The 22,997-nt window shown below is 63.8% G+C and carries 22 protein-coding genes, 1 tRNA gene and 1 pseudogene; 11 read left to right on the forward strand and 13 right to left on the reverse strand.

Features of this window, described 5'->3' with window-relative positions; all coding sequences use genetic code 11:
• The first annotated feature begins 32 nt into the window (after positions 1-32).
• The 3 genes from NFE57_RS11025 to NFE57_RS11035 all read left to right on the forward strand — a co-directional run bounded on the left by NFE57_RS11025 (position 33) and on the right by NFE57_RS11035 (position 3,836).
• Positions 33-1,250 (forward strand): parallel beta-helix domain-containing protein, encoded by a 1,218-nt coding sequence (locus NFE57_RS11025; protein ID WP_252135639.1) that lies wholly within the window; start codon positions 33-35, stop codon positions 1,248-1,250.
• Positions 1,247-2,410: an SO2930 family diheme c-type cytochrome gene (locus NFE57_RS11030; RefSeq protein ID WP_252135640.1), complete on the forward strand. Its 1,164-nt coding sequence runs from the start codon at positions 1,247-1,249 to the stop codon at positions 2,408-2,410. Before NFE57_RS11025 ends, NFE57_RS11030 begins: the two co-directional genes overlap by 4 nt.
• A 169-nt stretch (positions 2,411-2,579) precedes the next feature.
• Complete coding sequence (locus NFE57_RS11035) at positions 2,580-3,836, forward strand: spinster family MFS transporter (RefSeq protein WP_252135641.1); 1,257 nt, start codon at positions 2,580-2,582, stop codon at positions 3,834-3,836.
• A gap of 6 nt (positions 3,837-3,842) precedes the next feature.
• On the opposite strand, the gene NFE57_RS11040 is transcribed toward NFE57_RS11035, so the two are convergent.
• On the reverse strand, positions 3,843-3,986 hold the full coding sequence (locus NFE57_RS11040) for a hypothetical protein (protein WP_252135642.1): 144 nt from the start codon (positions 3,984-3,986) through the stop codon (positions 3,843-3,845).
• Positions 3,987-4,068: 82 nt separating this feature from the next.
• Here NFE57_RS11040 and NFE57_RS11045 point away from each other — a divergent pair.
• Together NFE57_RS11045 and NFE57_RS16770 are read left to right on the forward strand one after the other, a co-directional pair.
• A tRNA-Thr gene (locus NFE57_RS11045) sits at positions 4,069-4,143 on the forward strand.
• Positions 4,144-4,532: 389 nt separating this feature from the next.
• Entirely contained in the window at positions 4,533-4,691 is a 159-nt protein-coding gene (locus tag NFE57_RS16770) for a DUF1345 domain-containing protein (RefSeq protein ID WP_353653911.1), read from the forward strand.
• Between the two features lie 394 nt (positions 4,692-5,085).
• Here NFE57_RS16770 and NFE57_RS11050 read toward each other — a convergent pair whose 3' ends face one another.
• Positions 5,086-5,592, reverse strand: coding sequence for a hemerythrin domain-containing protein (locus NFE57_RS11050; protein WP_252135643.1), 507 nt, complete (start codon positions 5,590-5,592; stop codon positions 5,086-5,088).
• Between the two features lie 139 nt (positions 5,593-5,731).
• Here NFE57_RS11050 and NFE57_RS11055 point away from each other — a divergent pair, with 139 nt between their 5' ends.
• The 3 genes from NFE57_RS11055 (at position 5,732) to NFE57_RS11065 (ending at position 9,752) form a co-directional block, all read left to right on the forward strand.
• Complete coding sequence (locus NFE57_RS11055) at positions 5,732-6,343, forward strand: PRC-barrel domain-containing protein (RefSeq protein ID WP_252135644.1); 612 nt, start codon at positions 5,732-5,734, stop codon at positions 6,341-6,343.
• Positions 6,344-6,428: 85 nt separating this feature from the next.
• Complete coding sequence (locus NFE57_RS11060; protein ID WP_252135645.1) at positions 6,429-7,388, forward strand: manganese catalase family protein; 960 nt, start codon at positions 6,429-6,431, stop codon at positions 7,386-7,388.
• A 444-nt stretch (positions 7,389-7,832) separates the two neighbouring features.
• Positions 7,833-9,752 carry a hybrid sensor histidine kinase/response regulator gene (locus NFE57_RS11065; protein ID WP_275401807.1) on the forward strand — a complete coding sequence of 640 codons (1,920 nt, stop codon included), beginning with the start codon at positions 7,833-7,835 and terminating at the stop codon, positions 9,750-9,752.
• A 14-nt stretch (positions 9,753-9,766) separates the two neighbouring features.
• On the opposite strand, the gene NFE57_RS11070 is transcribed toward NFE57_RS11065, so the two are convergent.
• From NFE57_RS11070 to NFE57_RS11085, 4 genes are all read right to left on the reverse strand, one after another.
• Positions 9,767-10,354, reverse strand: a complete 588-nt coding sequence (locus tag NFE57_RS11070) for a DUF1989 domain-containing protein (protein ID WP_136163445.1) — start codon at positions 10,352-10,354, stop codon at positions 9,767-9,769.
• Positions 10,351-11,055 carry a guanitoxin biosynthesis heme-dependent pre-guanitoxin N-hydroxylase GntA gene (gntA, locus tag NFE57_RS11075; RefSeq protein ID WP_136163446.1) on the reverse strand — a complete coding sequence of 235 codons (705 nt, stop codon included), beginning with the start codon at positions 11,053-11,055 and terminating at the stop codon, positions 10,351-10,353. Before gntA ends, NFE57_RS11070 begins: the two co-directional genes overlap by 4 nt.
• Positions 11,056-11,147: 92 nt before the next feature.
• The gene (locus NFE57_RS11080) at positions 11,148-12,209 is read right to left on the reverse strand and encodes a sensor histidine kinase (protein WP_136163447.1); all 1,062 of its coding nucleotides are present in this window, start codon (positions 12,207-12,209) and stop codon (positions 11,148-11,150) included.
• Between the two features lie 214 nt (positions 12,210-12,423).
• Entirely contained in the window at positions 12,424-13,695 is a 1,272-nt protein-coding gene (locus NFE57_RS11085) for a cation:proton antiporter (protein WP_252135646.1), read from the reverse strand.
• A gap of 184 nt (positions 13,696-13,879) precedes the next feature.
• On the opposite strand from NFE57_RS11085, the gene NFE57_RS11090 reads away from it, so the two are divergent.
• Positions 13,880-14,143: a DksA/TraR family C4-type zinc finger protein gene (locus tag NFE57_RS11090; protein WP_252135731.1), complete on the forward strand. Its 264-nt coding sequence runs from the start codon at positions 13,880-13,882 to the stop codon at positions 14,141-14,143.
• Positions 14,144-14,300: 157 nt separating this feature from the next.
• Here the strand turns inward: NFE57_RS11090 and NFE57_RS11095 are convergent, their stop codons facing one another.
• The 3 genes from NFE57_RS11095 to NFE57_RS11105 form a co-directional block, all read right to left on the reverse strand.
• The gene (locus NFE57_RS11095; protein WP_252135647.1) at positions 14,301-14,780 is read right to left on the reverse strand and encodes an Hsp20 family protein; all 480 of its coding nucleotides are present in this window, start codon (positions 14,778-14,780) and stop codon (positions 14,301-14,303) included.
• 191 nt (positions 14,781-14,971) lie between these two features.
• The gene (locus NFE57_RS11100; protein WP_252135648.1) at positions 14,972-15,157 is read right to left on the reverse strand and encodes a YdcH family protein; all 186 of its coding nucleotides are present in this window, start codon (positions 15,155-15,157) and stop codon (positions 14,972-14,974) included.
• A 110-nt stretch (positions 15,158-15,267) separates the two neighbouring features.
• Positions 15,268-15,777 (reverse strand): cupin, encoded by a 510-nt coding sequence (locus NFE57_RS11105; protein WP_252135649.1) that lies wholly within the window; start codon positions 15,775-15,777, stop codon positions 15,268-15,270.
• 308 nt (positions 15,778-16,085) lie between these two features.
• On the opposite strand from NFE57_RS11105, the gene NFE57_RS11115 reads away from it, so the two are divergent.
• Positions 16,086-16,289 (forward strand): DUF2274 domain-containing protein, encoded by a 204-nt coding sequence (locus NFE57_RS11115; RefSeq protein ID WP_252135650.1) that lies wholly within the window; start codon positions 16,086-16,088, stop codon positions 16,287-16,289.
• 24 nt (positions 16,290-16,313) lie between these two features.
• Positions 16,314-17,230: pseudogene (locus NFE57_RS11120) on the forward strand (IS3 family transposase); the annotation flags it as partial.
• A gap of 7 nt (positions 17,231-17,237) precedes the next feature.
• Here NFE57_RS11120 and NFE57_RS11125 read toward each other — a convergent pair.
• The 4 genes from NFE57_RS11125 to NFE57_RS11140 form a co-directional block, all read right to left on the reverse strand.
• On the reverse strand, positions 17,238-18,056 hold the full coding sequence (locus NFE57_RS11125; protein ID WP_252135651.1) for a transposase: 819 nt from the start codon (positions 18,054-18,056) through the stop codon (positions 17,238-17,240).
• Between the two features lie 551 nt (positions 18,057-18,607).
• Positions 18,608-19,387 carry a triose-phosphate isomerase gene (gene tpiA / locus NFE57_RS11130; RefSeq protein ID WP_252135652.1) on the reverse strand — a complete coding sequence of 260 codons (780 nt, stop codon included), beginning with the start codon at positions 19,385-19,387 and terminating at the stop codon, positions 18,608-18,610.
• On the reverse strand, positions 19,380-20,708 hold the full coding sequence (locus NFE57_RS11135) for a histidine-type phosphatase (protein ID WP_252135653.1): 1,329 nt from the start codon (positions 20,706-20,708) through the stop codon (positions 19,380-19,382). The genes tpiA and NFE57_RS11135 overlap by 8 nt, the downstream gene beginning before the upstream one ends.
• A gap of 28 nt (positions 20,709-20,736) precedes the next feature.
• Positions 20,737-22,803 carry a phytase gene (locus NFE57_RS11140; RefSeq protein ID WP_252135654.1) on the reverse strand — a complete coding sequence of 689 codons (2,067 nt, stop codon included), beginning with the start codon at positions 22,801-22,803 and terminating at the stop codon, positions 20,737-20,739.
• Between the last annotated feature and the right edge of the window lie 194 nt (positions 22,804-22,997).

Genomic DNA, 22,997 nt, shown 5'->3' on the forward strand with positions numbered 1-22,997 from the left:
CGATATGCATCATCAAACAGCGGGAGAGGATGATGCGGCGGACCATGATGCTGGCGCTGGCCGGCGGTTTGATGCTCGCGGGGTGCCATCAGGCGCCCAGGACCGATGCTGAAGGCTTCGTCATCGATCCGGGCTTCGAACAGAAGCTCCAGCAGCAATTGCTCGATGCCAAACCTGGTGATGTGGTCGCGATCCCCGCGGGCAAATATGCGCTCACCCGCAGTCTTTCGCTCACGGCCGATGGCGTCACCATCAAGGGCGCTGGCATGGACAAGACCGTGCTGTCGTTCGCGAAGCAGAATTCGGGCGCCGAGGGGCTGCTCGTCACCGGCGACGATTTCACGCTTCAGGATATCGCGCTGGAAGACACCAAGGGCGATGCGCTCAAGATCAACGGCACCAGGAACGCGGTGATGCGCCGCGTGCGCGCCGAATGGACCAGGGGGCCGAGCACCGACAACGGCGCCTATGGCCTCTATCCGGTGCAGGTCGAAAACGTGTTGATCGAGGAAAGCGTGGTGAAGGGCGCATCGGATGCCGGCATTTATGTCGGCCAGTCGACCAATATCATCGTCCGGAACAACCGCGCCGAGGGCAATGTCGCGGGGATCGAGATCGAGAATTCCACGGGGGCCGACGTCTACGGCAACACCGCCACGGGCAATACCGGCGGCATCCTGGTGTTCAACATGCCCGATCTGCCGGTGCCGGGCAGCAAGACGCGCGTCTACAGGAACACGATCACCGCCAACAACCACGCCAATTTCGGTGCCAGGGGATCGGCGGTGTCCTCGGTGCCGGCGGGGTCGGGCGTGGTCATCAACGCCAATGACGATGTCGAGATTTTCGATAACGAGATCGCCGACAACAAGACCGCGAACATCATCCTGTCGAGCTATTTTTCGACCGGCTTCGACACCCAGCGGGGGCGCAGCGCCGCCTATGATCCCTATCCGCAGAACATCTATATCGCGAACAATCGCTTTGCGGGCGGCGGCGACGATCCCGCCGATCAGTTCAAGCCGCTGATGGCGCTGGGCGGCGGCAAATTGCCCGATGTGGTGTGGGACGGGTTTGTCGATCCCAAGGTCGCCGATGCGAAGATCTGCGTGCAGAATGGCGCGGCGAAGCTGCTCAACGTCGATGGCCCGCACCGCTTCAAGGGCGCGGCGATCGTCACGGCCGATTGCGCGCCCGCGCAACGGCTCGGCGCGGTCACGCTGCCGGCGGAGATGACGATCACCAAGTGACGCGCCTGTTCGTCCTTCTGTTCGGGCTGCTGCTCGTCGCGGGGTGCGCGCGTGCCCCCGATGCGGTGACCTTCCACGCCACCGACAATCCCGAAGACCTCGCCGATTGGGGGCTGTTCACGATTGAGGACAGGCGGATCACGCCGCACGCAGGCATGGTCACCTACGAACTGGCGACGCCGCTGTTCAGCGATTACGCGCAGAAATGGCGCACCGTGTTCGTCCCCCAGGGCGCCAGCGCGACCTACGATCCCACCGGGCCGTTCGACTTTCCCATCGGCTCGATCATCACCAAGACTTTCTATTTCTCGGTGCCCGCCGCGGCCGATCGGCCCGGCGCGAGCACCGAGGTGCTCAAGGTGACGCCCGCGACCTATCAGAATGGCGTTGCGGGGCTCGATCTGGCGCACGTCCGGCTGATCGAGACGCGGCTGCTGGTGCGCCGCGCCGAGGGCTGGGTGGGGCTGCCCTATGTCTGGAACGCCGATCAGACCAAGGCGACGCTCCAGCGCGCCGGGGCTGATGTGCCGCTGGCCTTGCGCGACGACGGTACGCGTACCGATTTCGTCTATTCGGTGCCCAACGCCAATCAATGCGCGGGCTGCCATACGCTCGATCATCGTACCCGCGCGGTCGAGCCGATCGGGCTTCAGGCGCGCCACCTCAACCGGACGTTTCCCGGTGCAGGCGGTACGATCAACCAGCTCGAACGACTGGTCGCGCTGCATTATCTGACCGGGGTTCCCGCCGCGGGTATTCCGCGCGGCGCCGATTGGAGCGACACGGCCGCGCCGCTTGATGCGCGCGCGCGCGCCTATCTCGATATCAATTGCGCGCATTGCCATTCGCGGACCGGCCCGGCGCGCGTGTCGGGGCTATGGCTCGACAGCGCCAATGCCGATCCGCGCGCGCTGGGGGTGTGCAAGCCGCCGGTCGCCGCGGGCAAGGGCGCCGAAGGCCGCGCGTTCGATATCGTCCCCGGCGATGCGCGCGGTTCGATCCTGTCGCACCGCATGGCGATCACCGATCCCGGCGCGATGATGCCCGAAACCGGCCGCAGCCTCACCCATAAGGAGGGCGTCGCGCTGATTGACGCGTGGATCGACGCGCTTACCGGCGTGTGCCGCGTTGCCGACGCTCCCAAATTCGCGATGCGTTGAAAGGCGGGCGTCGCGGCGGCTTTCGACGCCAGCCCGCGACCGATGTTTCGTCATCTTGGAGGAAAAATGCTGAAATCCCCCCTTTCGTCATGCCTGTAAAAGCTGGCATCGTGCCGCCACCGCGAGACCCCCGCCTTCGCCGGGGTGACGGTTTTTGGGGGGCGTAACGATGCGCTCGACGCCGCTCCGTGCCCCACCTTCCCGCAGGCTCGTGCTCGCGATGCTGCTGCTGGTCTACACCTTCAATTTCCTCGACCGGCAGTTGCTCGGCATCCTCGCGCAGCCGATCAAGGCCGATCTCGGGCTCAGCGACGCCCAGTTCGGCGCGATCGGCGGACTGGCCTTTGCGATCCTCTATTCGGTGCTCGGCGTGCCGCTGGCGCTGCTCGCCGACAAGACCAGCCGGTCGTGGGTGATCGCGGGCGCGCTCACGGTGTGGAGCGGCTTCACCGCCTTGTGCGGGGTCGCGAACCATTTCTGGTCCTTCTTCGTCTTCCGGCTGGGCGTCGGCGTCGGCGAGGCGGGCGGCGTCGCGCCGTCTTATGCGCTGATCGCCGATTATTTCCCGCCCGAACGACGCTCGCGCGCCTTGGCGATCTATTCACTCGGTATCCCGATCGGGCTCGCGGGCGGGGTGTTGCTCGGCGCGTATATCGCTGCGCTGGTCGAATGGCGCGCGGCCTTCGTCACGATGGGGATCGCCGGCATCGTGCTCGCGCCGATCTTCATTCTGGTGGTGCGCGATCTGCCGCGCCCGGCCAAGGCCGCCGCGCCGGAGGCGGTGCCGCTCAGCGCGGTGTTTCCGATGCTCGCGAAAAAGCCGAGCTTCTGGCTGATGTCGTTCGCCGCGGGGTGCAGTTCGCTGTGCGGTTACGGCCTCGCGCTGTGGACCCCGGCGGTGCTGATGCGCAGCTTTGGTTTCGATCTCATCACCACCGGCCAGTTCATGGGGTCGCTGCTGCTCGTCGGCGGAACGGCGGGAGTGTTCGCGGGCGGCTGGCTTGCCGACCGGCTCGGCGCGGCCGACAAGCGCTGGTATGCGCGGTTGCCGGCGATCGCCTGGCTGATCACCGCCCCCACCTTCGCCGCCGGGTTGCTGGTGCCGATGCCGGCCGCGTCGTGGGTGTTGCTGCTGATCCCCAACGCGCTCAACATCCTGTGGCTGGGGCCGGTGACCAACGCGGTCCAGCATCTGGTGCCGCAACGGATGCACGCGACCGCGAGCGCGAGCTTCCTGATGATCAACAATCTGATCGGGCTCGGCATCGGGCCGATGCTGATGGGCGGGCTATCGGACTATTTCACCGCGAGCTACGGCGTGGATTCGCTGCGCAATGCCGTGATCCTGTGCCTCGGTTTCTATCTGATCGCGGCGTTGTTGATGATGCTGGCGATCCGGCCGCTTCAACGCGATTGGGTCGATTGAGCGCGGTCAATCGGCAGGCGAATCGATGCGGTCGTCGGCGGCAGCGGGGCGGTCGCCGGCGCGTTCTTCCCGCGCGCGTCCCTTGCGGCGGCGCAGGTTCTCGCGCAACTGCCGGGCCAGCCGCGCGGCGCGATCGTCCTTTTTGGTCATGGCCGATGATTATGTCGCGGTGCGCACCTTGACAATCCCGGGGGCACGCGGCCATAGGCGCCGCTTCCCGACCGGGCCCCGTGCTGCCGTAGCTCAGTGGTAGAGCGCATCCTTGGTAAGGCTGAGGTCGTGAGTTCAATCCTCACCGGCAGCACCATTTTTCGAAGTAAGTTCAAGGGGTTACCACCGCCAATTTGGCGGAAGGTCCCCCGAAATGCCTCTGCGGAATCACTGCGGAATCACCGCGACGGAAGTTCTGGGGCGCGCCGGGGTACAATTTCCTTTTCAGTGATGCCTTGGGGAGACGCGAATGTTGCTAATTCGGCGGACACGGCCCGCCGAATCGCTCAGCGAACGGCGCCGCAGACGGTCACGCCAACTGGGGCGGACGTTGCTGCTTCAACTCAGCGTCAAATCGTCGCGCATAAACGAAGGCGATTTCCTCGGCGGGAATTTCATCGCCGCCACTCCATACGGCAGCGCCGGAAGGCGGGGACAGCGGCGGGCTGAAGGTGCCTCAAACCGAAGAGCCGAACTATTGGGAGTTTGCATATTTCGCCGCTGCGTCGGCATGACCTTCAGACCGCGGACATCGACGTCCTGTCGCGGTCGATGCGGCGAACGCTGCTGTTCCGCGCGATCGCAGCGTTCGTTTTCAACATCGGCGTCATCGCTTTCGCGATCAATGTCATGTGCAGTAGCTGATCGGGCCACTCCAAAAGAGAAGCTTTGTGCGGCACAACGTATCGCCCTGCTGCCAATTAGGCCGGCAGCCGATGCGATTTCACCATGTCCATTTATGATTGCGTCATTCCGAATTCCATTATCAGGCAGCGAGCTGATGTTCGGGATCGTCGAAGCGCCTCAACCCGGCGCGCACTTCGGCTTCGAGAGGATGCGGGACGCCTTGCCATCGCCCCCAGTCGAATATCGCGGCAAGCACCGAGAGTTGCACCATCGAGTCCGGATATTCGCTCGCCGTAAGGGGAGGACATAACGATGGCCGTAATGGCGAATGGTCGCTTCGGGGGCCTGTCGAGATCGATCAGGGTCTTTTCGGCGCGCGATCCAATCGGGCATTCGATCGCCCATGTCCGCGTCAGACCGTCGCCTCGGTGAAGGTGGTCGTTTCCGGTCCAGCCAGACCGTTCTTCTTGTATTCAGCGACCAGTTCTTCCTTGCGGGCACGGAGCTGGTCGCCGAGCGTATCCATGTCGAGTCCGGCATGACGGGCCTGGCTGAACATGCCTTCCATGCGCTGCTCTTCTTCCTGGACATGGTGCTCGATCTGCTCGGACAGCACCTTGACCTTGGCGTCATAGAATTCGTCGCTCGGCGTACCGGCCTCGATCTCGGCGATGAGCACCTTGGCGCCGTCATGCTCGACATAGGCTTCCTTGAGCAGATCTTCCTCGACCTTGCCCTCGCAGGCCGGATAGAAGATCTCCTCCTCGATCTTCGCGTGGACGGTGAGTTCCTGACAGATCGTCAGCGCGATCTTCTGCTTGCGGCCGTCGCCGCTCGCCTTCTCGAATTGCTCGAATAACCCCTCGACCTTGCGGTGATCGGATTTCAGAAGGGCGATCGCGTCTTGCTTGTCGGCCATGTCAACTCTCCTCGATCGAGCCTGAACCTTCCGGGAAGCCGGTTCGTTCCGATCGCGGCACTGTTGCGAGTCGTTAGCGGCGCCGGAGAAACGCATGTCCGACCATTTCTCCCAGCTCCCCCGTCGCGTGGACGTCTAGATGGGAGCGGCCGCAACCTGGATCGCCCCCGTCGCGACGATGATCGCGGCGATGATGACCGCCGCCAACCTCGGCGTGCGCATCACCGGCTGGGGCTTCGTCGTCTTTGCCATCGGATCGGTCTGCTGGTCGATCGTCGGGATCGTCTCTCACCAGCCCCATCTGCTGGTGGCCAATGCGTTTCTGACCCTTGTGAACCTGATCGGCATCTGGCGCTGGCTCGGACGCCAGGCGCAGTATGAGAAGGGCGGCCGAAAGGCGGCCGCCAAAAGCATTAACGCCGCCGGTCCGGACTTGCTGCCGGTAGGCCAGCTCGCAGGAGCGAAGCTGATCGGGCGCGATGGGGAAGCGATCGGTGAAGTGATCGATGCGATGATGTCGAGGGACGGTCGCCTGACCTATCTGGTCGTCAGCGAAGGTGGTCTCGGCGGCGTCGGCGAGCGATTGCACGCCATCGACGTCAACGAAGTATCGTTCGAGGAAGCCGGGGTCGCCTGCGGTTTCGACGAACATGCGCTGTCGAGGCGGCAGCAGCTCACCTCCGATACCTGGCCGACCCGTACTAGGCTCGGCCGGGCGGCTGGCCAGGGCCCACCCATCGGCAAAGCATGATGTCGATCAGTCAGATATATCTCCCGACGCAGGAACAGGGGTCTCTGCTGCTTTGTTTATACCAGACCCTCGAGGAGCAATTCCCATGTTCATGCATAACAAGACGCTGCAATATACCGTGCGCGTCGCCGATCCGAACCCGGCGCTCGCGTCGCTGATCCTCGAGCAGTTCGGCGGCGCCGACGGCGAGCTGGCCGCCGCGATGCGCTATTTCACGCAAGGGCTGGCCGAGGAGGATGCCGGGCGCAAGGATATGCTGCTCGACATCGCGACCGAGGAATTGAGCCACCTCGAAATCGTCGGCTCGATCGTCGCGATGCTCAACAAGGGCGCCAAGGCGCAGCTTGCCGAGGCGGCGATGGAAGAGGCCGAGCTTTACATTTCGATGACCGCTGGCGGCAACAGCCATACCCAATCGCTGCTGTTCGGCGGCGGTCCGTCGCTCACCAATTCGTCGGGCGTGCCGTTCAGCGGCGCCTATGTCGACAGCCGCGGTGATCCCAGCGCCGATCTGCGGTCGAACATCGCGGCGGAAGGGCGGGCCAAGATCATCTACGAGCGCCTGATCAATATCACCGACGATCCCGGCATCAAGGATGCGCTGGGCTTCCTGATGACGCGCGAGGTCGCGCACCAGAAGAGCTTCGAGAAGGCGCTCTATTCGATCAACGACAATTTCCCGACCGGCAAGCTGCCCGGTCTCGCGCCGTTTGCGAGCCTGTACGTCAACACCTCGCAAGGCGACGGCGATGTCGACGGCCCATGGAACAGCGGCGAGCAATGGGACCGCATCGACGATGTCGCGGCGGCCATTCCGCTTGATGGCGGCAATGGCCTCGCGACGGTCAAGCTGGGCAAGGACGACAAGGCGGTCGTCGCTGCGCTGGCGGCACGCACAGCCTCCGACGCTTCGGCCAATCCGACCACCGGCGCGGACCTGGGCGCGGGCCCCGGCGCCGGCCGAATGTCGGACGAAGACATGGGCGGTGCGAAAGACATGCCGGAAGCCGCTGCGATGGCCGATGCCGAGACGGACCATGGTTAAGCGATCAGGTGCGAGCGCCTGGAGCGCGCTTGCCTTGGACAGTTGGGCGCTGGGTTGGGAAGCGTCGACCGTCATCGGACTGCGCATGGCGAAAATCGGCCGTGGTGACGGCAGTGCGCTTGGGGAGGCATCGCTCATGGTATCCGAGAAGGTGTCGGCCGCGATCGAGTTGAACGCGGCACTACTGCGCAGGACTGCCGGGATGACGCCGCTGGCCGGTGCCCAGCACGCCGTTGGGCTGTATCGTAGAAAAGTGCGAGCAAACCGTCGACGTCTCGGCTTGCCCGTCGAGGGCAGACGATGAAAGAAAGCCGCGCCGAACGAGCATAACGGCTGCGGACGGATCGATTCGAAACCGTCGCCTGCATCGCCTTGCTCCTAATTTCTAACCTATGTCGCTCGCGCGGCACGACAATGGGATATAAAGTGGATCACGGGCAACGCTTGACCGACGCGGTTTCGGAAGAAGGTCGCTATCGGCTGCTAGTCGACGCGATCAGCGATTATGCGATCTACATGCTCGATCCCGACGGCATCGTGACCAACTGGAACGCGGGCGCGCAGCGCTTCAAGGGCTATGCGGCCGAGGAGATCGTCGGGCAGCATTTCTCGCGCTTCCATACGCCGGAGGACCAGCGCGCCGGGGTGCCGGAACGCGCGCTGGCGACAGCGCAGCGCGAGGGCAAGTTCGAGCGCGAAGGATGGCGGGTCCGCAAGGATGGCGAACGCTTCTGGGCGCATGTCATCATCGACCCGGTTTGGGGAAGGGACGGCGAGCTGGTCGGCTTCGCCCAGATCACGCGGGACCTGACGGAGCGGCAGGCGGCCGCGGAAATCCTTCGTCAAAGTGAGGAGCAGTTCCGGCTGCTCGTCCAGAGCGTCACCGATTATGCGATCTATCGGCTCGATCCCCAGGGCAATGTCGCCAGCTGGAACGCGGGCGCGGAGCGGATCAAGGGCTATTCGCCGGCCGAGATCATCGGCTCGCATTTCTCGCGCTTCTATACCGAGGAAGACCGCGCCGCGGGCGAACCGGCCCGAGCCCTGGGCATTGCGCGCGAGCAAGGGCGCTTCTCGGCGGAAGGCTGGCGCGTCCGCAAGGACGGAAGCCGGTTCCGCGCCAGCGTGGTGATCGATTCCATCCTGGACGAGAAAGGACAGTTGCAAGGCTTCGCCAAGATCACCCGCGACGTGACCGAACGCGAAGAGACGCAGCACAAGCTCGATATCGCGCGCGAGGCGCTGTTCCAGTCACAGAAGATGGAAGCGATCGGGCAGCTCACCGGCGGGGTGGCGCACGATTTCAACAATCTTCTCATGGCCATTCTCAGCAGCCTGTCGCTGCTTGAAAAGCAGCTGCCGGACAATGCTTCCGCCCGGCGATTGATCGGCAATGCCCGGCAAGGCGCCGAACGCGGTGCCGCGCTCACGCAGCGGATGCTGGCCTTCGCCCGGCGCCAGCACCTCAATCCGGAACCGGTCGACGTGCCGCAGCTGGTTCGCGGGATGAGGGATTTGCTGCAACGCACGCTCGGCCCGTCGCACCCGATCCGACTCCAGTTTCCGCTGTCCTTGCCCCATGTGCTCGCCGATGCCAATCAGCTCGAAATGGCGCTGCTCAATCTGGCGGTGAATGCCCGCGATGCGATGCCGGAAGGCGGCCCGATCTCGATCGCGGCGGACGAGGGATCGGTCGAGGATGGCGAGGTCGATGGGCTCGGCGGTGGCCGGTATGTCAAGCTCGCCGTCATCGATACCGGCAGCGGCATGGACGCAGCTACCCTGGCGCGCGCGACCGAGCCCTTTTTCACGACCAAAGGGGTGGGCAAGGGCACGGGTCTCGGCCTGTCGATGATCCACGGGCTCGCCGACCAGATGAAGGGCGCGCTGGTGCTGCGAAGCGTGGTCGGGGAAGGCACGACGGCCGAGCTCTGGCTGCCGGTCACGGAGGTGCGCGAAACCGCTGAAGCCGAGACCGGGCAAGCTGCGCCGGCCGCCATTCCGCCGCAACGTCAGCTACGCATCATGACCGTGGACGATGACGCCCTCGTGCTCATGAACACGGCTGCCCTGCTGGAGGACCTTGGCCATATCGTGACCGAAGCCGGTTCGGCCCACGAAGCGATGGCCCGTCTTGACGAGGGCGTGACAATCGACTTGCTCATCACCGACCAGGCAATGCCGGAAATGACGGGTGCCGAACTGATCGAGGAGGCGCGCCAGCGCATCCCCGGCCTGGGGGTCATCCTGGCCACCGGCTATGGCGAAATTCCCGCCACCATGCCCCGCGACATCGTCAAGCTCGGCAAACCGTTTGGCCAGCCGCAATTGGCCGCCGCGATCCGGGAAATCGACGCCCGGTAGCCGGTCCGGGTCCGCTAATCGATCCGGTACTGGATCGGCTTGAACGTCCCGCCGTTCGAGGCCGGGGCCGAGCACGCGGTCAGCCCGATGATAAGATCCATGTCGGCGCGGAAGGTGATGCTGTCGCCCGCCTTGCTCATCGGCGGCAGCACCTGGAGCTTGCCGGTATCGGCGTCGACCGGCACGTTCATGAAGCAGTTGAACGCGGTCGGGATGCGATCGGACGTCACGCCATAGGGCGCCAGCGCCTCGGCGAGATTGCCGAAGCATCCGCGATGCGGCGGCAGGTCCGGATAGAAATGCAGGAAAGTATCGATCGAACAGGGCGTCAGCAGGAAATCATGCCGGCCCACGGTATCGCCGATGATCTCCAGCATCACCCGGCTGCGGTTCGAATAGAGCTTGTGCCCCGCCGTCAGGCAGATCGTTTCGGCATAATCGAGCGTGCGGCCTGACGACATCACCTCGTCGATATCGTCCGCATTGAAGGCGAGGAGATCGGCGACCTGCTCACCTTTGGGGTCGATCACGGCCAGCGTGGCGCCGCGCGGCAGCGCAAAGGCGGTGCCGCTGCGCTCGGGGATGGTGACGACGTCGCTCATTTCGATCCCGAATAGCGGAAGGGGCATTGCCAGGATTCATCGACCTGCCGGCCTGAATATTGCCGCGCCTCGCTCGCCTCGCCATGACGCGCCAGCATTGGGTTGCGCGATCCGGCCAGCGCCTCGTCGCGAACCATGATCTTCTCGCGCATGCCTTCGTACTTGCCCGCCTCGCGCAACTGCTCGAACTGGTCGTGAAGATTGAAGATCAGCGCCGGCTTGGCGAAACGCCGCGCCGGCCGGCTCGCATGGGGATGCAGCCCGACGACGAAGAACGCCTCTCCGCCGAAGCTCAGCGAGAAGTGCGAGTCTTCCGGGTTGGCGCTGACGCGTTCGTCATATTCCTGCCCGCGCCATACGTCCTTGTCCGAGAGCGACTGGACGCGATCCCACAATGCGCGTTCGAACGCCTGTTCGCCGAGATCCTCCGGCCCATCGAAAATGACCGCAAAGCTCCGAAACAACCCCGGCGCCTCGCGATAGGTCTCGGACCAGTCCAGCAGGGCGTCATGGATCCGCAGATCGTCCCACGCGCTGTCGATCGTGTCGCAGGCCAGCACCTGAAGCGTGCCGTTGGACAGGGCCGCCTTGGCACCGACGCACGGGAAGTCCGGGTCGCGGACATGATCCTCGATCAGCGATTGAAGTTCTTCCTGCGCCGGATGGCGCCAGGCGAATAGTGAAGTGCTCGGTTTTTTCATGCGTGATCATTACGCTTCGCCAGCCGTAACCGTTCCGCTTTATCGTCCTGATCCAGGTCAGCTTTTGGATTTGGCCGGGATCGCCCACTGGGCTATGCCGCCTTTTTCGGCGGTGTCGGGTCGGGGCCGTCGGCCTCCGTCGCTGCAACGTGAACGATCGAGACCGTCGTGCCGGGATACCCGCCCTCGGTTTCGATTCTCGCGTCGAGCTGGTTGGCCAGCGCTTCGACGATGCCGGTGCCGAGACCCGGCTTGGCGTCAGCCATCTTTTCGGGTGTGCCGACGCCGTCGTCGCTGACCGACAATTTCCAGCCCTTTCCGCGTGACCGATAATCGACGAGGATCTTGCCGCTGCGATCGTCGGGAAAGGCGTGCTTGAGCGCATTGATCACCAGCTCGGTGACGATCAGCCCGAGACCGACCGAGATATCCGCTTTCACCTGGCTGTCATCGGCGGTCACCATAAGCGACAATTGGTCGTGATCGTGGATCATCGAGGCGCCGAGGCTCTGGCACAGCTGAGTGAAATAGCCCCGTAGCTCGACATCGCCAAGGCGCGAGGCCGCGAGCTGCTGCTGGACAGTGGCGATCGACATCACCCGGTGATGCGCGTCCCGAAGATGGCTGCGCGTTTCGTCGGATTGCACGCGCCGCGCGCTCTGCAGCAGAACGCTGGCGATGATCTGCAGGCTGTTGGCGACGCGATGCTGGATTTCCTGGAGCAGGATCGCCTTCTCGCGGAGCAGATCGTCCTTGAGCTTCTCGCTGATGCGCGCCTCGGTGACATCGGAAATCGTCAGGAGCAGGCGCCCCTGTTCGGCATCGCCATACTCGAGCTTCTGCGCATTGAGGACGAGCCGGCGTGGTCCGGCGTCGCCCTTGAGGTCCATTTCATAAGCCTCGATCCTGGCATGACCCGACAGCGTGGCGGCGAGGAGCGAGCGGAGTTGCGGCACGTCCCATTCGCCGCTGCCCAGCTTGAAGAACGGCTGTGCGGTGACATGCTGCGGGTCAGGGGCGAACGCCCGGTAGAACGACGTGCTGGCGGCGATCACTGTCAAATTTTCGTCGAGCAGCAGTGCAGGCGCATTGGAAGATGCGAGGATGGCCAGCGCCAGATTGTGTGCGACGTCGGGATGGGTTGTTCGGTTCATGACAAAACCCCCTTTCGGGGAAAACCGGAAAGCTCGCGGGGTGAAAGCCCGATCCGGGCGATCTGCGCTCCTTGTAGCGAAAGCACGGACTCGCAACGGCATCCTACCATGAATCGTCCTGGTAACCGGCGTTTATTCGGCGCCGACGCATATTTCAGGTCAATAAGCCGCTTTGAGATAGAGCATCGACAGCAGTCGATCAGGTCGCGGATGGTCAGCGCGAGGGATAATTTTCGTATTCAAAATGGCCCGCCGTGTCGCCATGACGACCGCGAAGCCGATCAGCATATGCCATCAATGGCGTGGACAGGACGCCGTGGATTATGATCGATGCCAGAATCGCCATCCCTGCGATTGCCCAGAGTTGTCCTCGTTCGGTAAATTCACCGCGCCCCAGCGCGTAAAGCAGATAGTAGATGGTGCCGATCCCGCGGATGCCGAAGATAGCTATCAGACGCTTGGACGTTCGGGGCGCCGACGATCCGATGAACCCGATCCAGCAAGCGACCGGGCGAAAGAGCAGGATAAGGGCGAGAGCAAGCACGCCGCCTTGCCAGGTCAGCGAAGCGAGCAAGCCATGGCCAAGCGCCCATCCAAACAGGACCAGCACGAGCATCACCAGCACGCGTTCGACCTGGTTGGTCAATTCGGCCATCTTGGCGTGGAACTCGTCCTCGGGCCGGGCCGAGCGGATCGCCAATGCGGCGACGAACACGGCGATGAAGCCGTTGCCATGAAGCAACACGGCTGCGGCATAGGTCAGCAACGTCGCACCGACCGCCACAAGTCCGTCCCCGGTATCGGATAGCTTCATGTGGATCGGCTGGAACATCGCAAAGCCCATGAGACGTCCAAGTGCGAAACCGAGCCCGATCCCGATCAGCATTTCGCCGATCAAGTCGATCGCCAGCCAATGCTCCCATGTCGCCGTCCCCGCTTGAAGAGCGAGAGCGAGCAGAACGAAAGGAAAGGCGAAGCCGTCGTTCATGCCGGCCTCCGACGTCAAGCCGAAGCGCGTCTCGCCGTCGTCGCCTTTGCCGGGCGCGCCGGTTTGAACATCGCCGGCGAGAACCGGATCGGTCGGGACGAGGACCGCCGCCAGGAGCAACGCTGCCGGTGCGCCAAAGCCCAGTCCCCAATGCGCCGCGGCGAGGACGGCCAACATGGTGATCGGCATTGCCACGAGGAGAAGACGCCAGGACGTGCCCCACGCTCGCCAACCGAACTTGCGATCGATCCGGAGACCTGCACCCATCAGCGCCAACAGCATCACGATCTCGCTGATCGTCTCGGCGGCACGCGTCGCCGCCGGGTCGGCTGCGGAAGCGACGCTGAGGATAGAGGTGAACGAGGAAGCGTAGCCGATCGCCACGCACATGATCGGCAGCGACAGCGGCACGCGCCTGAGCAGCATCGGCAGCCATGAAATCAGCAAGATGAGGCCGCCGCCGATCAGGAGCGCGAAGAGGTGGTCATTGTGTTCCATCACATCCCCTTCGCAAAAAATCCCCATCGGCTATGCCCGCAATACGGCCTGCGGGGTGATAACGCCTCAGGATGCAATGTGTCCGATCGCGCCCTTCTCCGAAAACCCGGCCGTCGAGCGGTTGGCGGAGCATGGAAAATGGCTCGCGATTTCCTATGTCGGACGCATTGAAAGGAGTGGCCCGATGGCAAATGGATGGGCGCCTGACGGTGCCGTTCAGGACCAGATCGATGATACGGTAGCCGACGCTGTGAAGCGAGCGCGGGTGATGATGCCTGCCGGCGAAAGTGCCGATTATTGCGAGGATTGCGGAGAGCCGATTCCCCAGGCGCGCCGCGACGCGCTGCCTGGCACGCGGACCTGTGTTTCCTGCCAGACGGCCCGTGATACCAGAATCCGCAGCGTGGGGATCAACCGGCGCGGCAGCAAGGATAGTCAGCTTCGCTAGGACGGGTAGGTTGCGGCCAGAAGGTTAAGGCGACTCCCGGGTCCAGGGAACGAGATCAAGAATCCATGATGGTCTCACCTCCTTCCGGGCTGGAATAGGTGAGACCTGCCGGCCCGTCCGATGGGGGCGGAACCGGCAAGCCGTTGGGATTGCGCAATCAGGCGGCTTCGAGCGCCGGATCGTTGCGCGGTTCGATCCGCTCGGGTGCGGAGATTCCGCTTCCGATCGCGATCTTGCGGGGCTTCATCGCCTCGGGGATGACGCGCCTCAGTTCGATCGACAGCAGGCCGTTGTCGAAACCCGCAGCGCCGACCTCGATGAAGTCGGCAAGCTGGAAACGCCGTTCGAAGTCACGCGTGGCGATGCCGCGGTGCAGATATTCGCGCTGACCGTCCTCCTCGGCGCGCTTGCCGGTAACGGTGAGCTGGTTCTGCTGCGCGACCACCTCGATCTCGTCGGGGCGGAAACCCGCGACCGCGAGCGTGATGCGATAGCTGTCCTCGCTATCCTTGACGATGTCGAAGGGCGGATAGCCATCGGACGCATCGCCGCGCATGCCGGTTTCGAGCAGATCGAAAAGGCGGTCGAAGCCGACCGTCGAACGCCGATAGGGCGTAAAGTCGAAGTTGCTTCTCATCTCCAAATCCTCCTTTGCGAAGCAATTCGGGCATGAGATGCGCCGGTGATAAAAGAGCCGACGCTCTCCATGTCCAACCGGACCCGAACATGGCGTCCGGCATAAAAAAAGCTAGGAAGCGCGATTCCGGTTTCAAGAGGTTTCGTGAAGGGGCCAAAAGGCGGAGCCGATTCCACGGCTCCGCCCGGCTGTCAGGCGACCTCATTCTCGCCGAGATCGCGGTACCAGGCAGCGATCTGGTCCTTGATCGCGAGCTTGAGCTTCTTGAGCCGTGCGATCGCGACCTCGTCGGGACGCGGCTCGCGTGCCGCAAGCTCGATCTCGTTTCCGAGACGGGCATGCTCGCGCTTGAGATAGTCAAGGTGCTTATCGGACATCATCATCTCCGTGCCAAAGTTGAGGATGTTCACGCCCCAAGGGCGCAATACCAAGATGATCCTCGATCGCGAATTTTCAACTCGCTACCGCACGCAGATCATACGGGTGATCACGGTGCCCATAGATCGCGGAGCGGCCCTGATTTTCCAGCGACCGGATCTTGCTCAGGCACCGGAAGCTCATGCATTCGCCGGCGCATTTCATCGGGCGGCGCCGCGCGACAGATGTCCCAATCCTGTCCTTGCGGGTAAGCGCCGACAACGAGGAAATCGCTGCTGACCTCCAGCCGGCGATGGCCGGTGCCGACCGGCAGCACCAAAGCATCGCCGGCGCCGACTTCAAGCTCGCGACCGCCGGGGCCGCCGAGCAACAGCGTGCCGTAGCCTGTCGCCACGCCAAGTGCTTCGTGCGCGGTCGAGTGATAATGGTGATAATCGTAGATCGTATCGCGCCAGTGGGACGGCCAGCCATGATCGCCGAACAACTCCTCGAAGCGCTCTGCAGCTTTTTTGCCCTCGGCTTTGCCCTCGGCTTTGACCGCATCGCGATAGCAGGACCGGGAGCCGCTCGTTGTTCGGCACCAGTCATTTTCGTGCAGGACGAACTGTTCGCTTTCCATCGTCATGTCTTCTTTGATGTCGGCGATCGGCGCTGCCGGGGCGTGTCGGCCAGCTCGATCCAGAGCGGCGCATGGTCGCTGGTCTTTTCCCAGCCGCGCGGGCGGATATCGACTTCGGCCGCGACCAGGAGGGATGCTGCGGCCGGATTGAGCAGGAAATGGTCGATCCTGAGCCCCGCGTTTCGCTCGAAGGCGCCGCGCCAATATTTCCAGAAGGTGTAGATCTTGTCGTGCGGATGGAGATGTCGGAGGGCATCGGTCCAACCCTGGTCAAGCAGGCGCTGGTAGGCCGCCCCGACCGAACCTCGATGAAGCTCCCGCTCGTCCTGCGGCCGGAGCTTGCCCAGGCGCTTACCGAGTACAGAGACATATATAATGAGCGCTATTCCGCCGGTGAGCCCCTTTCGGAATTGGCTATTCACATGCTCGCTACATTCCTCGTAGGTGACAGCGGCTTTGACGTCCTCCCTGTTTTTTCATCCAGATTGAAGGTTAGGTTTCCGGCCTTGTGACGACGCCCGAGGAAGGAGCTGACGATGAAGAAGACGAGGCACAGCGACGAGCAGATCGCGTACGCGTTGAAGCAGGCGGAGACGGGCACGCCAGTGGCCGAGGAGATCCGGCGGATGGGGATTTCCGAACAGACGTTCTATCGCTGGAAGAAGGTATATGGCGGGCTCGGTGTCGGCGAACTGCAGCGACTGAAGCTACTCGAGGAGGAGAACCGCAAGCTCAAGCAGTTGGTCGCGGACCCGAGTCTGGACAAGCACATTCTGCAGGACGTTCTGTCAAAAAAGCTCTGACGCCTGGGCGGCGGCGCGAGATCGTTGCGCACGTCCAGGCGTCCCAGGGCGTCAGCGAACGGCGCAGTTGCAAGGCGCTCGGCGTCGATCGCTCGTCGGTGCGCTACGTATCGCATCGACCAGATCAGGCGCCGCTCATGCTACGCATTCGTGATCTTGCCGCGACGCGGACGCGATACGGCTACTTCAGGATCTATATCCTGCTTCGCAGGGAAGGATGGTTCGTGAACCACAAGCGTGTCTACCGGCTTTATCGTGACGATGGACTGAGCCTTCGGCTCAAGAGGCCCCGCCGCATCGTCAGCGCTGCCAACCGCGAGCGGCAACCTGCGGCATTGGCGGCGAACGATATGCGGTCGATGGATTTCTTCTCGGACGCGCTGTTCGACGGTCGGCGGCTGCGAGCGCTGACGGTGGTCGACGCGTTCACCCGGGAGGCGCTGGCGATCGATGTCGACCAGGGCATCAAGGGCGAGCAGGTGGTCGCGACGATGACGCGGATCGCGCCGTCCCGCGGGGCTCCCAGGACTATCCGGGTAGACAATGGGCCGGAGTTCATCTCGAAGGCGCTCGATCGCTGGGCGTACGAGAACGGTGTCACACTCGACTTCAGTCGGCCGGGCAAGCCGACGGACACAGATGTTGTAGAAAAGCCTTTTATGCCGGTTGCGCCAATTTTCTTCCCGATCGAGGCTTCGCGCGCCATCGTGACGTGAAATCCCTGTACGCTTTCTCGGCGTCTTCGGTGCGCTGCCGCTCCCGCGCGCGAAGCTCGGGTTTGTTGTAGTCATATGCTGCGCCACGCTTCGCCGGCGTGGCGGGCAGGCCTGCTTTCAGCTGGATGCTCCGAAACTTCCGCGCCAGGAGGGCGGGTCGCACCCAGATGTAATCCGTGCCCTTGGTGAGCATGTGCCAGATGATCATGGCCAACTTGCGGGCTACGGCGACCGCGGCGATGTGTTGGCCGCGCTTTGCAGCGACCCTCTGGAAAAAGGCTCTCATCGGCCCTGGTGAGCGAGCTGCCGCCCAGGCTGCCTCGACCAGCATGCCACGCGCTTGCCCGCGGCCTTGCTTCGTGATGCGCCCATGATGAGCCGGCCCCTCGCCAGACTGGCGAACGCTGGGGTTCAGACCAAGGTAGCTGACCAGCTTGGTAGGGTCGGGAAAGCGTTCGATATCGCCGATCGCAGCGGCTACGCCGCAGACCACGGTCATATCCACGCCCGGCAATGTCATAAGCCGCCGGATCGTCGGGTCAGACATTGCTTCGCCGGCGATGCCGGCTTCAACCTCCTTGAGTGATGCTTCGACTACGTCGATCTGCGCCAGATGCCGTGACACGGCAGCTCGCTCATCATCGGGAAGATATTGCTGGCTCATCCATTTGCGACCGCTGATCCCGACCAGGTTACTGTGCGGGCAAGGCGGTATTAGATATGCATGCAAAATGGACTGGATGAGGTTCTTCAGGCGCACAGGTCCGCTAGCACTGCGCAACATCCGCGCGCGTCCAATGCTCGAACGGCTGCATGTGGGCGACAGCACGGTCGAGCACAGTTCGGCCGATGTCGGGACGTCCCCAATCACGCGCGTGAGAAGGAACTGGGACTTGGTATAAATAGTACGCTCGTAGGAAAAGGGTTCCCACACTCGGGGCGCAACTCGTCGGACCGCTCCTGCATTACTGCGTGAGGAAGGGAGACAGGTCACGAGTATCACCCTCCTTCCTGCGACCGTGCCAGGCTGGAGGCGCAAAAGTCATAATCTGAATGGCATGTTCGAAGTCCGCGAAAACATTAGACAGTACATATTCGCCGCAGATCGGCGTATGATGTAGAACTTATGTTCCGATATATCAGGATGTTGAAATAAACCGTAACCGACTCGATCGCGCCGCACTGCCGGCATGCGGCGTCCGCGATCTTCGCGTGTCCGATGTCCGCGTCAACGACAAACCGCTCCGGGTGGTTGCCTGATTCCGATCGGCAGGAAAACGGGCACGAAAAGCGGTTATTACCGAAGCGTGGTCATTCCGCGCAACAAGCCCTTGAGAGGAAGGAGTCGGCCGCCTGCGCACTCGCGACGATCGAGGCGAAGCTGCGGGCATCCCGGCTTGCGGCGCCGACGAGAACACCGGCGACACCGTCAATACCGAGAATGGCGGCGGCATTCGCGGGATCGACCGAACCGCCATAGAGCACCGGTATCTGATAGCCTTGCGCACCATATATGCGGTGCAGAAATGCCCGGATCGTCGCGTGCATCGCTGCGATCTCGCACGGCTCGGCCGCACGACCGGCACCGATCGCCCAAATGGGCTCATAAGCGATCGCGAGCTTGCCCCCCCCCGGATCGTCATCGAGCGCCTCGGCCAATTGACGACACACATAATCGGCGGCGCGGTCGCGTTCTTCGGCCGGTTCGCCGATGCACAGGATCGGTCGGAGGCCGCCGGCCCGAACACCGCGCAGCTTGGCGCGTACATCGGCGTCCCGCTCACCGCAGAGCCGGCGCCGCTCGCTATGCCCCACCAGCACGATCGACGCCCCCGCCTCGCGCAACAGGCTCGCCGATACGCAGCCGGTATACGCACCCTCGCGCTCGGCGTGGCAATCCTGGGCGCCGATCATCAGATCTGGCGCACGCGCCACCGCCACATCGATCAGCGTCGCGGGAAGACACAAGGCAAGCTGCACTTCGGGATGCGCGCGCGCGACCGTGGCAATGGCGTCGATTTCGGGCAACGCGCTGCGCGGGCCCCACATCTTCCAGTTGCCGACGACCAGCGGCGGCATCGTATCAGCCATCGGTGTTCGCTGCCTTGGTACCAACGTCGCCGGCAGCGAGCTTGGCCGCGACGATCGCCTCAAAACGATCGAGCGGGCACAACACCGGCGCATCGGCGGGGCCGGTGCAGCCGGGGATCGTAATCTCCTGGCGGAAAGGCTGCTCGGCGCCGGTGAGCGGCACTTGGTTGCGGAGTTGATCCATCGTCTGCGCGCGGAAGAAGGCGCGGACATAGTGCTTACCCGCGCCATCGCGCAGCAGCTCGAACCCCAGCGCGCCGCCCGGCGGCACATCGCCCGTCGGATAGCTCTCCACTTTCCAGTCGATATCGAGCAGCGCGCGAAGATCGGCGAGATTGGTATCGTGCCCGAAAAACAGCGCGAAACGCGGGCCGTCCGAGCCGGCATTGAGCGTCTCGACGATCCGGCGCATCAGCGGCCCGGCGGCGGTCGCATTCACATAGTCGGACCCATTCTCGTAATGGAATTTGATCGGGTGGAAACGCAGTAGCGTCTCGATCTGATCGCGCGTCACTCTGCCCCAGCCGACCTTATCCATCGGCATGCCTTCAAGATATTCGAGCAGGAAGGTCTGGCTTGCGGTCGAGCCGATGTCGAGCGGACCGATCAGGTCGGGGCGGTCATGCTTCTTCTCGACGAGGGCGGTCGGAAGATCGGGGAGCGTGCAGCCGGCCCGCGCGCCATCTTCTTGGCAGCGTGGCGGCGCGCAACAATTGAGCACATTCTGGAGCAGGGCAACCAGATCCGCGTCCTGCGCCACTTCCGCCGCAATCCCGCCGGCAGGCGCCAGTCCAAGTGCCTGACTGTAGGCGAGATGCCCGTCGAAACTATTTTTGCCGAGCGTGGGCGGGTGGAACAGGATATCTCCCTCCTCGACCGCGGGATGCGTCACCGCGATTGAGCAGCCGGGTACGAACTGCGCGACATAGGATTCGCCGGTTTTATAGGCTCGCTGCTTCCAGCTTGCCTCGGCCGTGATCGCACCGGTTGGCGGGCAACCGCTGCCGGGCAACAATCCCGCCTCGACATAGCGTGCCCGATCGGCAGCGCCGAGCAGGCCCACGCCCTGCGCGCCGCGCGGCGTCAACAACCCTATATCGACCGGCCACTCGGGCCACGGATCGGCGGCATAGCCCTCGGGGATCGCCGGGGCCTTGGTCGGCGGGCGGATGCCATGGCGCATCACGAAAGTGACACGTTCGATCGTGTATTGCCCTGCTGGATTATCCTGTGCCGATCCCAACGAACAGGCGGAGAGCGCCAATACCGCCGCCGACGCACCGACGCACAGAAAACGGGAAAAGGGGGCGAAACTGGTCATCACGCTGTTCCTTCGTTCAGAGTGGTCGTCACCGTTGCTCGAGCTTGAGCGCGGCGGCGATGTCGCTCCAGCGCACGATCTTGAAATTCTGCGTGTCGCCGGGAAGCACGTTGCGGCCGTCCTGCGCGACCATCGCTCCGTGTTCGAAGCCGGGCCCGAGATTGGCGCTGCTGACGTCGAGCCCGTCGGTTTCCGAGATGCCGTCGATCCCCGCCGCGCCGTCAGCGACGACCGCGAACGAGCCGCGATAGGTGTTGGCGCCCTGCCGATCGTAGACGGCATAGCTGTTATTGCCCTGGCTCGAGATGACCAGATAGCCCTTGCCGCCGCCGAGATCGTAGAGCGAAATGCCCTCGAGATCGTCCTTGAGCGCGGGATTACGCTCGACCGAATCGACCAGCCGCGGCGTTGCCGCACCGCCGGGCTCGGCATCGAAACGCCACAATGCGACATCCTCTTCGGCGATATAGACCACGCCTGCCGCATCATCGGCGACGCAGCCTTCGGTCTGCGACCCGAGCTTGAGATCGCGGACCTGGCGCAACGCAGCCTTGCCGCCGGGGCGTGCGACGACCTCCCACTGGCGGTTGAGCCCGTCGGGATCGCTCGCAAAGACGAAGGTGCGCCCATTCCTGGCGCTGCGATACATGCACAACCCATAGGGATCGGAAAGACCGGATGGCTGGACGCCATCGGCGATATCGACGAGCTTGCGCGCCTTGGTGTCGAGCATGAAGATCCCGATCGCCTTGCGCGTGCGATCGGTCGCGGTCACCAGCACGATCGGCTTGCCGTCGCGCATGAAACCGGTGCGCAGATCGACATTGTTCATCTTGCCGACCGGCGCAAAGTCCACGACAGCGCCCTTCATGTCGTAAAGATAGAGCCCGGCCTTCTTGTCGGTCGCGACGATCAGGCTTGCGGCGGGATCGTCGGGATTGGCCCAGATCGCGGGATCGTCGGCGGCGTCACCCGGGCTTTTGACCGGGACGGTTTCGACGCGCGCGGAAACGACAGGAAAGCGCGGCTCAAGCGGCGTCGGCGCGGGCTCCGTGCCGGGATCGCGGCCAAGCGCGCTCGCGACATCGGCCATCGAGACGAGTTGATAGGTCGATCCGCCGGGCGCATCCTCGTCGGCCGCGACCAGCACGCCGTTCGGGAAACGCGCCCCGAGCGGCGCGGCGGTGGCGAACAGGCCACCCGGCTCCGCGACCGGCGCGCCGCCCGCACCGGTGAGCGACACCGCGCCCAGCCAGCGATCATCCTGCGCGCGATCGTAGAGGAAAACGCGCCCGGCGCTCGCGTCGGATGCGATCAGCCAGTTGGCGCTTGGCCCGCCATCATAGAGCGCGACGCCCCCCACCTCCTCGCTGATCTGGCCGAGCCGGGCCGCGTCGACCAGCGTCGGCGCGATCTCGGCTTCGGGATCGGCGTCGAACCGCCAGATGCCGACCGCCTCCTCCGCGATGTAAAGAGCGCCATTGCGATCGTCGGCGACGCAATGCTTGGCTTCGGAGGCGAGGTTGAACTGCCGTGCCTGGCGGGCGTCGACCTCGCCGTCGGCGGTCGTAAAGACGAGTTGCTGGTCGATCCGGCCGCCCTCACCCACCGCGACAGCGTAAAAATTGCCGTCCTGTGCGCTGCGCCAAAGGCACACGTCCTCGACCGCGAAGCCCAGCGGGACCGCGCGCGCGCCAATCTCGGTGAGCGCACCGTCTCGATACGCAAAGAAGCGCAGGCTGTTGTTCGTGGTTTCGGCCACGACCGCAAGCGTGATCGCCTGCCCGCCGAGCATGAAGCCGGCACGCGTATCGATCCCCGTGGCTTCACCGGCCGGCGCGACGCCGGTTCGCACCCCATCGAGCCGATACGCCTCGATGCCCGCCAGTTCCGCCGTGCCGAGCACGCGGGCGCGCGCCGCATCGTCGGCATCGGCGATCACCGCGATATTAGCGCCGCCCTGCGCCGTCGGCTGAGTCGCGCCGACCGCCGCGACGCTCGGCACCGGCGCCGCCGTGGCCTGCCCCGACGCCGATACCGGCAGTGCCATCAATGCCAGCGCCGAGCTTGCCTGAAACCAGATGGATATCCGCACGACTCGTCTCCCTTATGGCCTGTCTGGCAGCCGTTTCGGCCGCTCAATGTCTTGCAACTCTATCCGCCGACGACATAAATGCAAGGTCAATTCTATTTAGCTTGTAATTTAGAAAATTCCATCCATACTGAATCGCGATCGAATAATGCCGCGAGTCGAAAACCGGCCGCGCCATCAAAGAGGGAGGGGGGAAG

This window comes from Hephaestia sp. MAHUQ-44, assembly GCF_023806085.1.
Taxonomy (GTDB): domain Bacteria; phylum Pseudomonadota; class Alphaproteobacteria; order Sphingomonadales; family Sphingomonadaceae; genus Sphingomonas.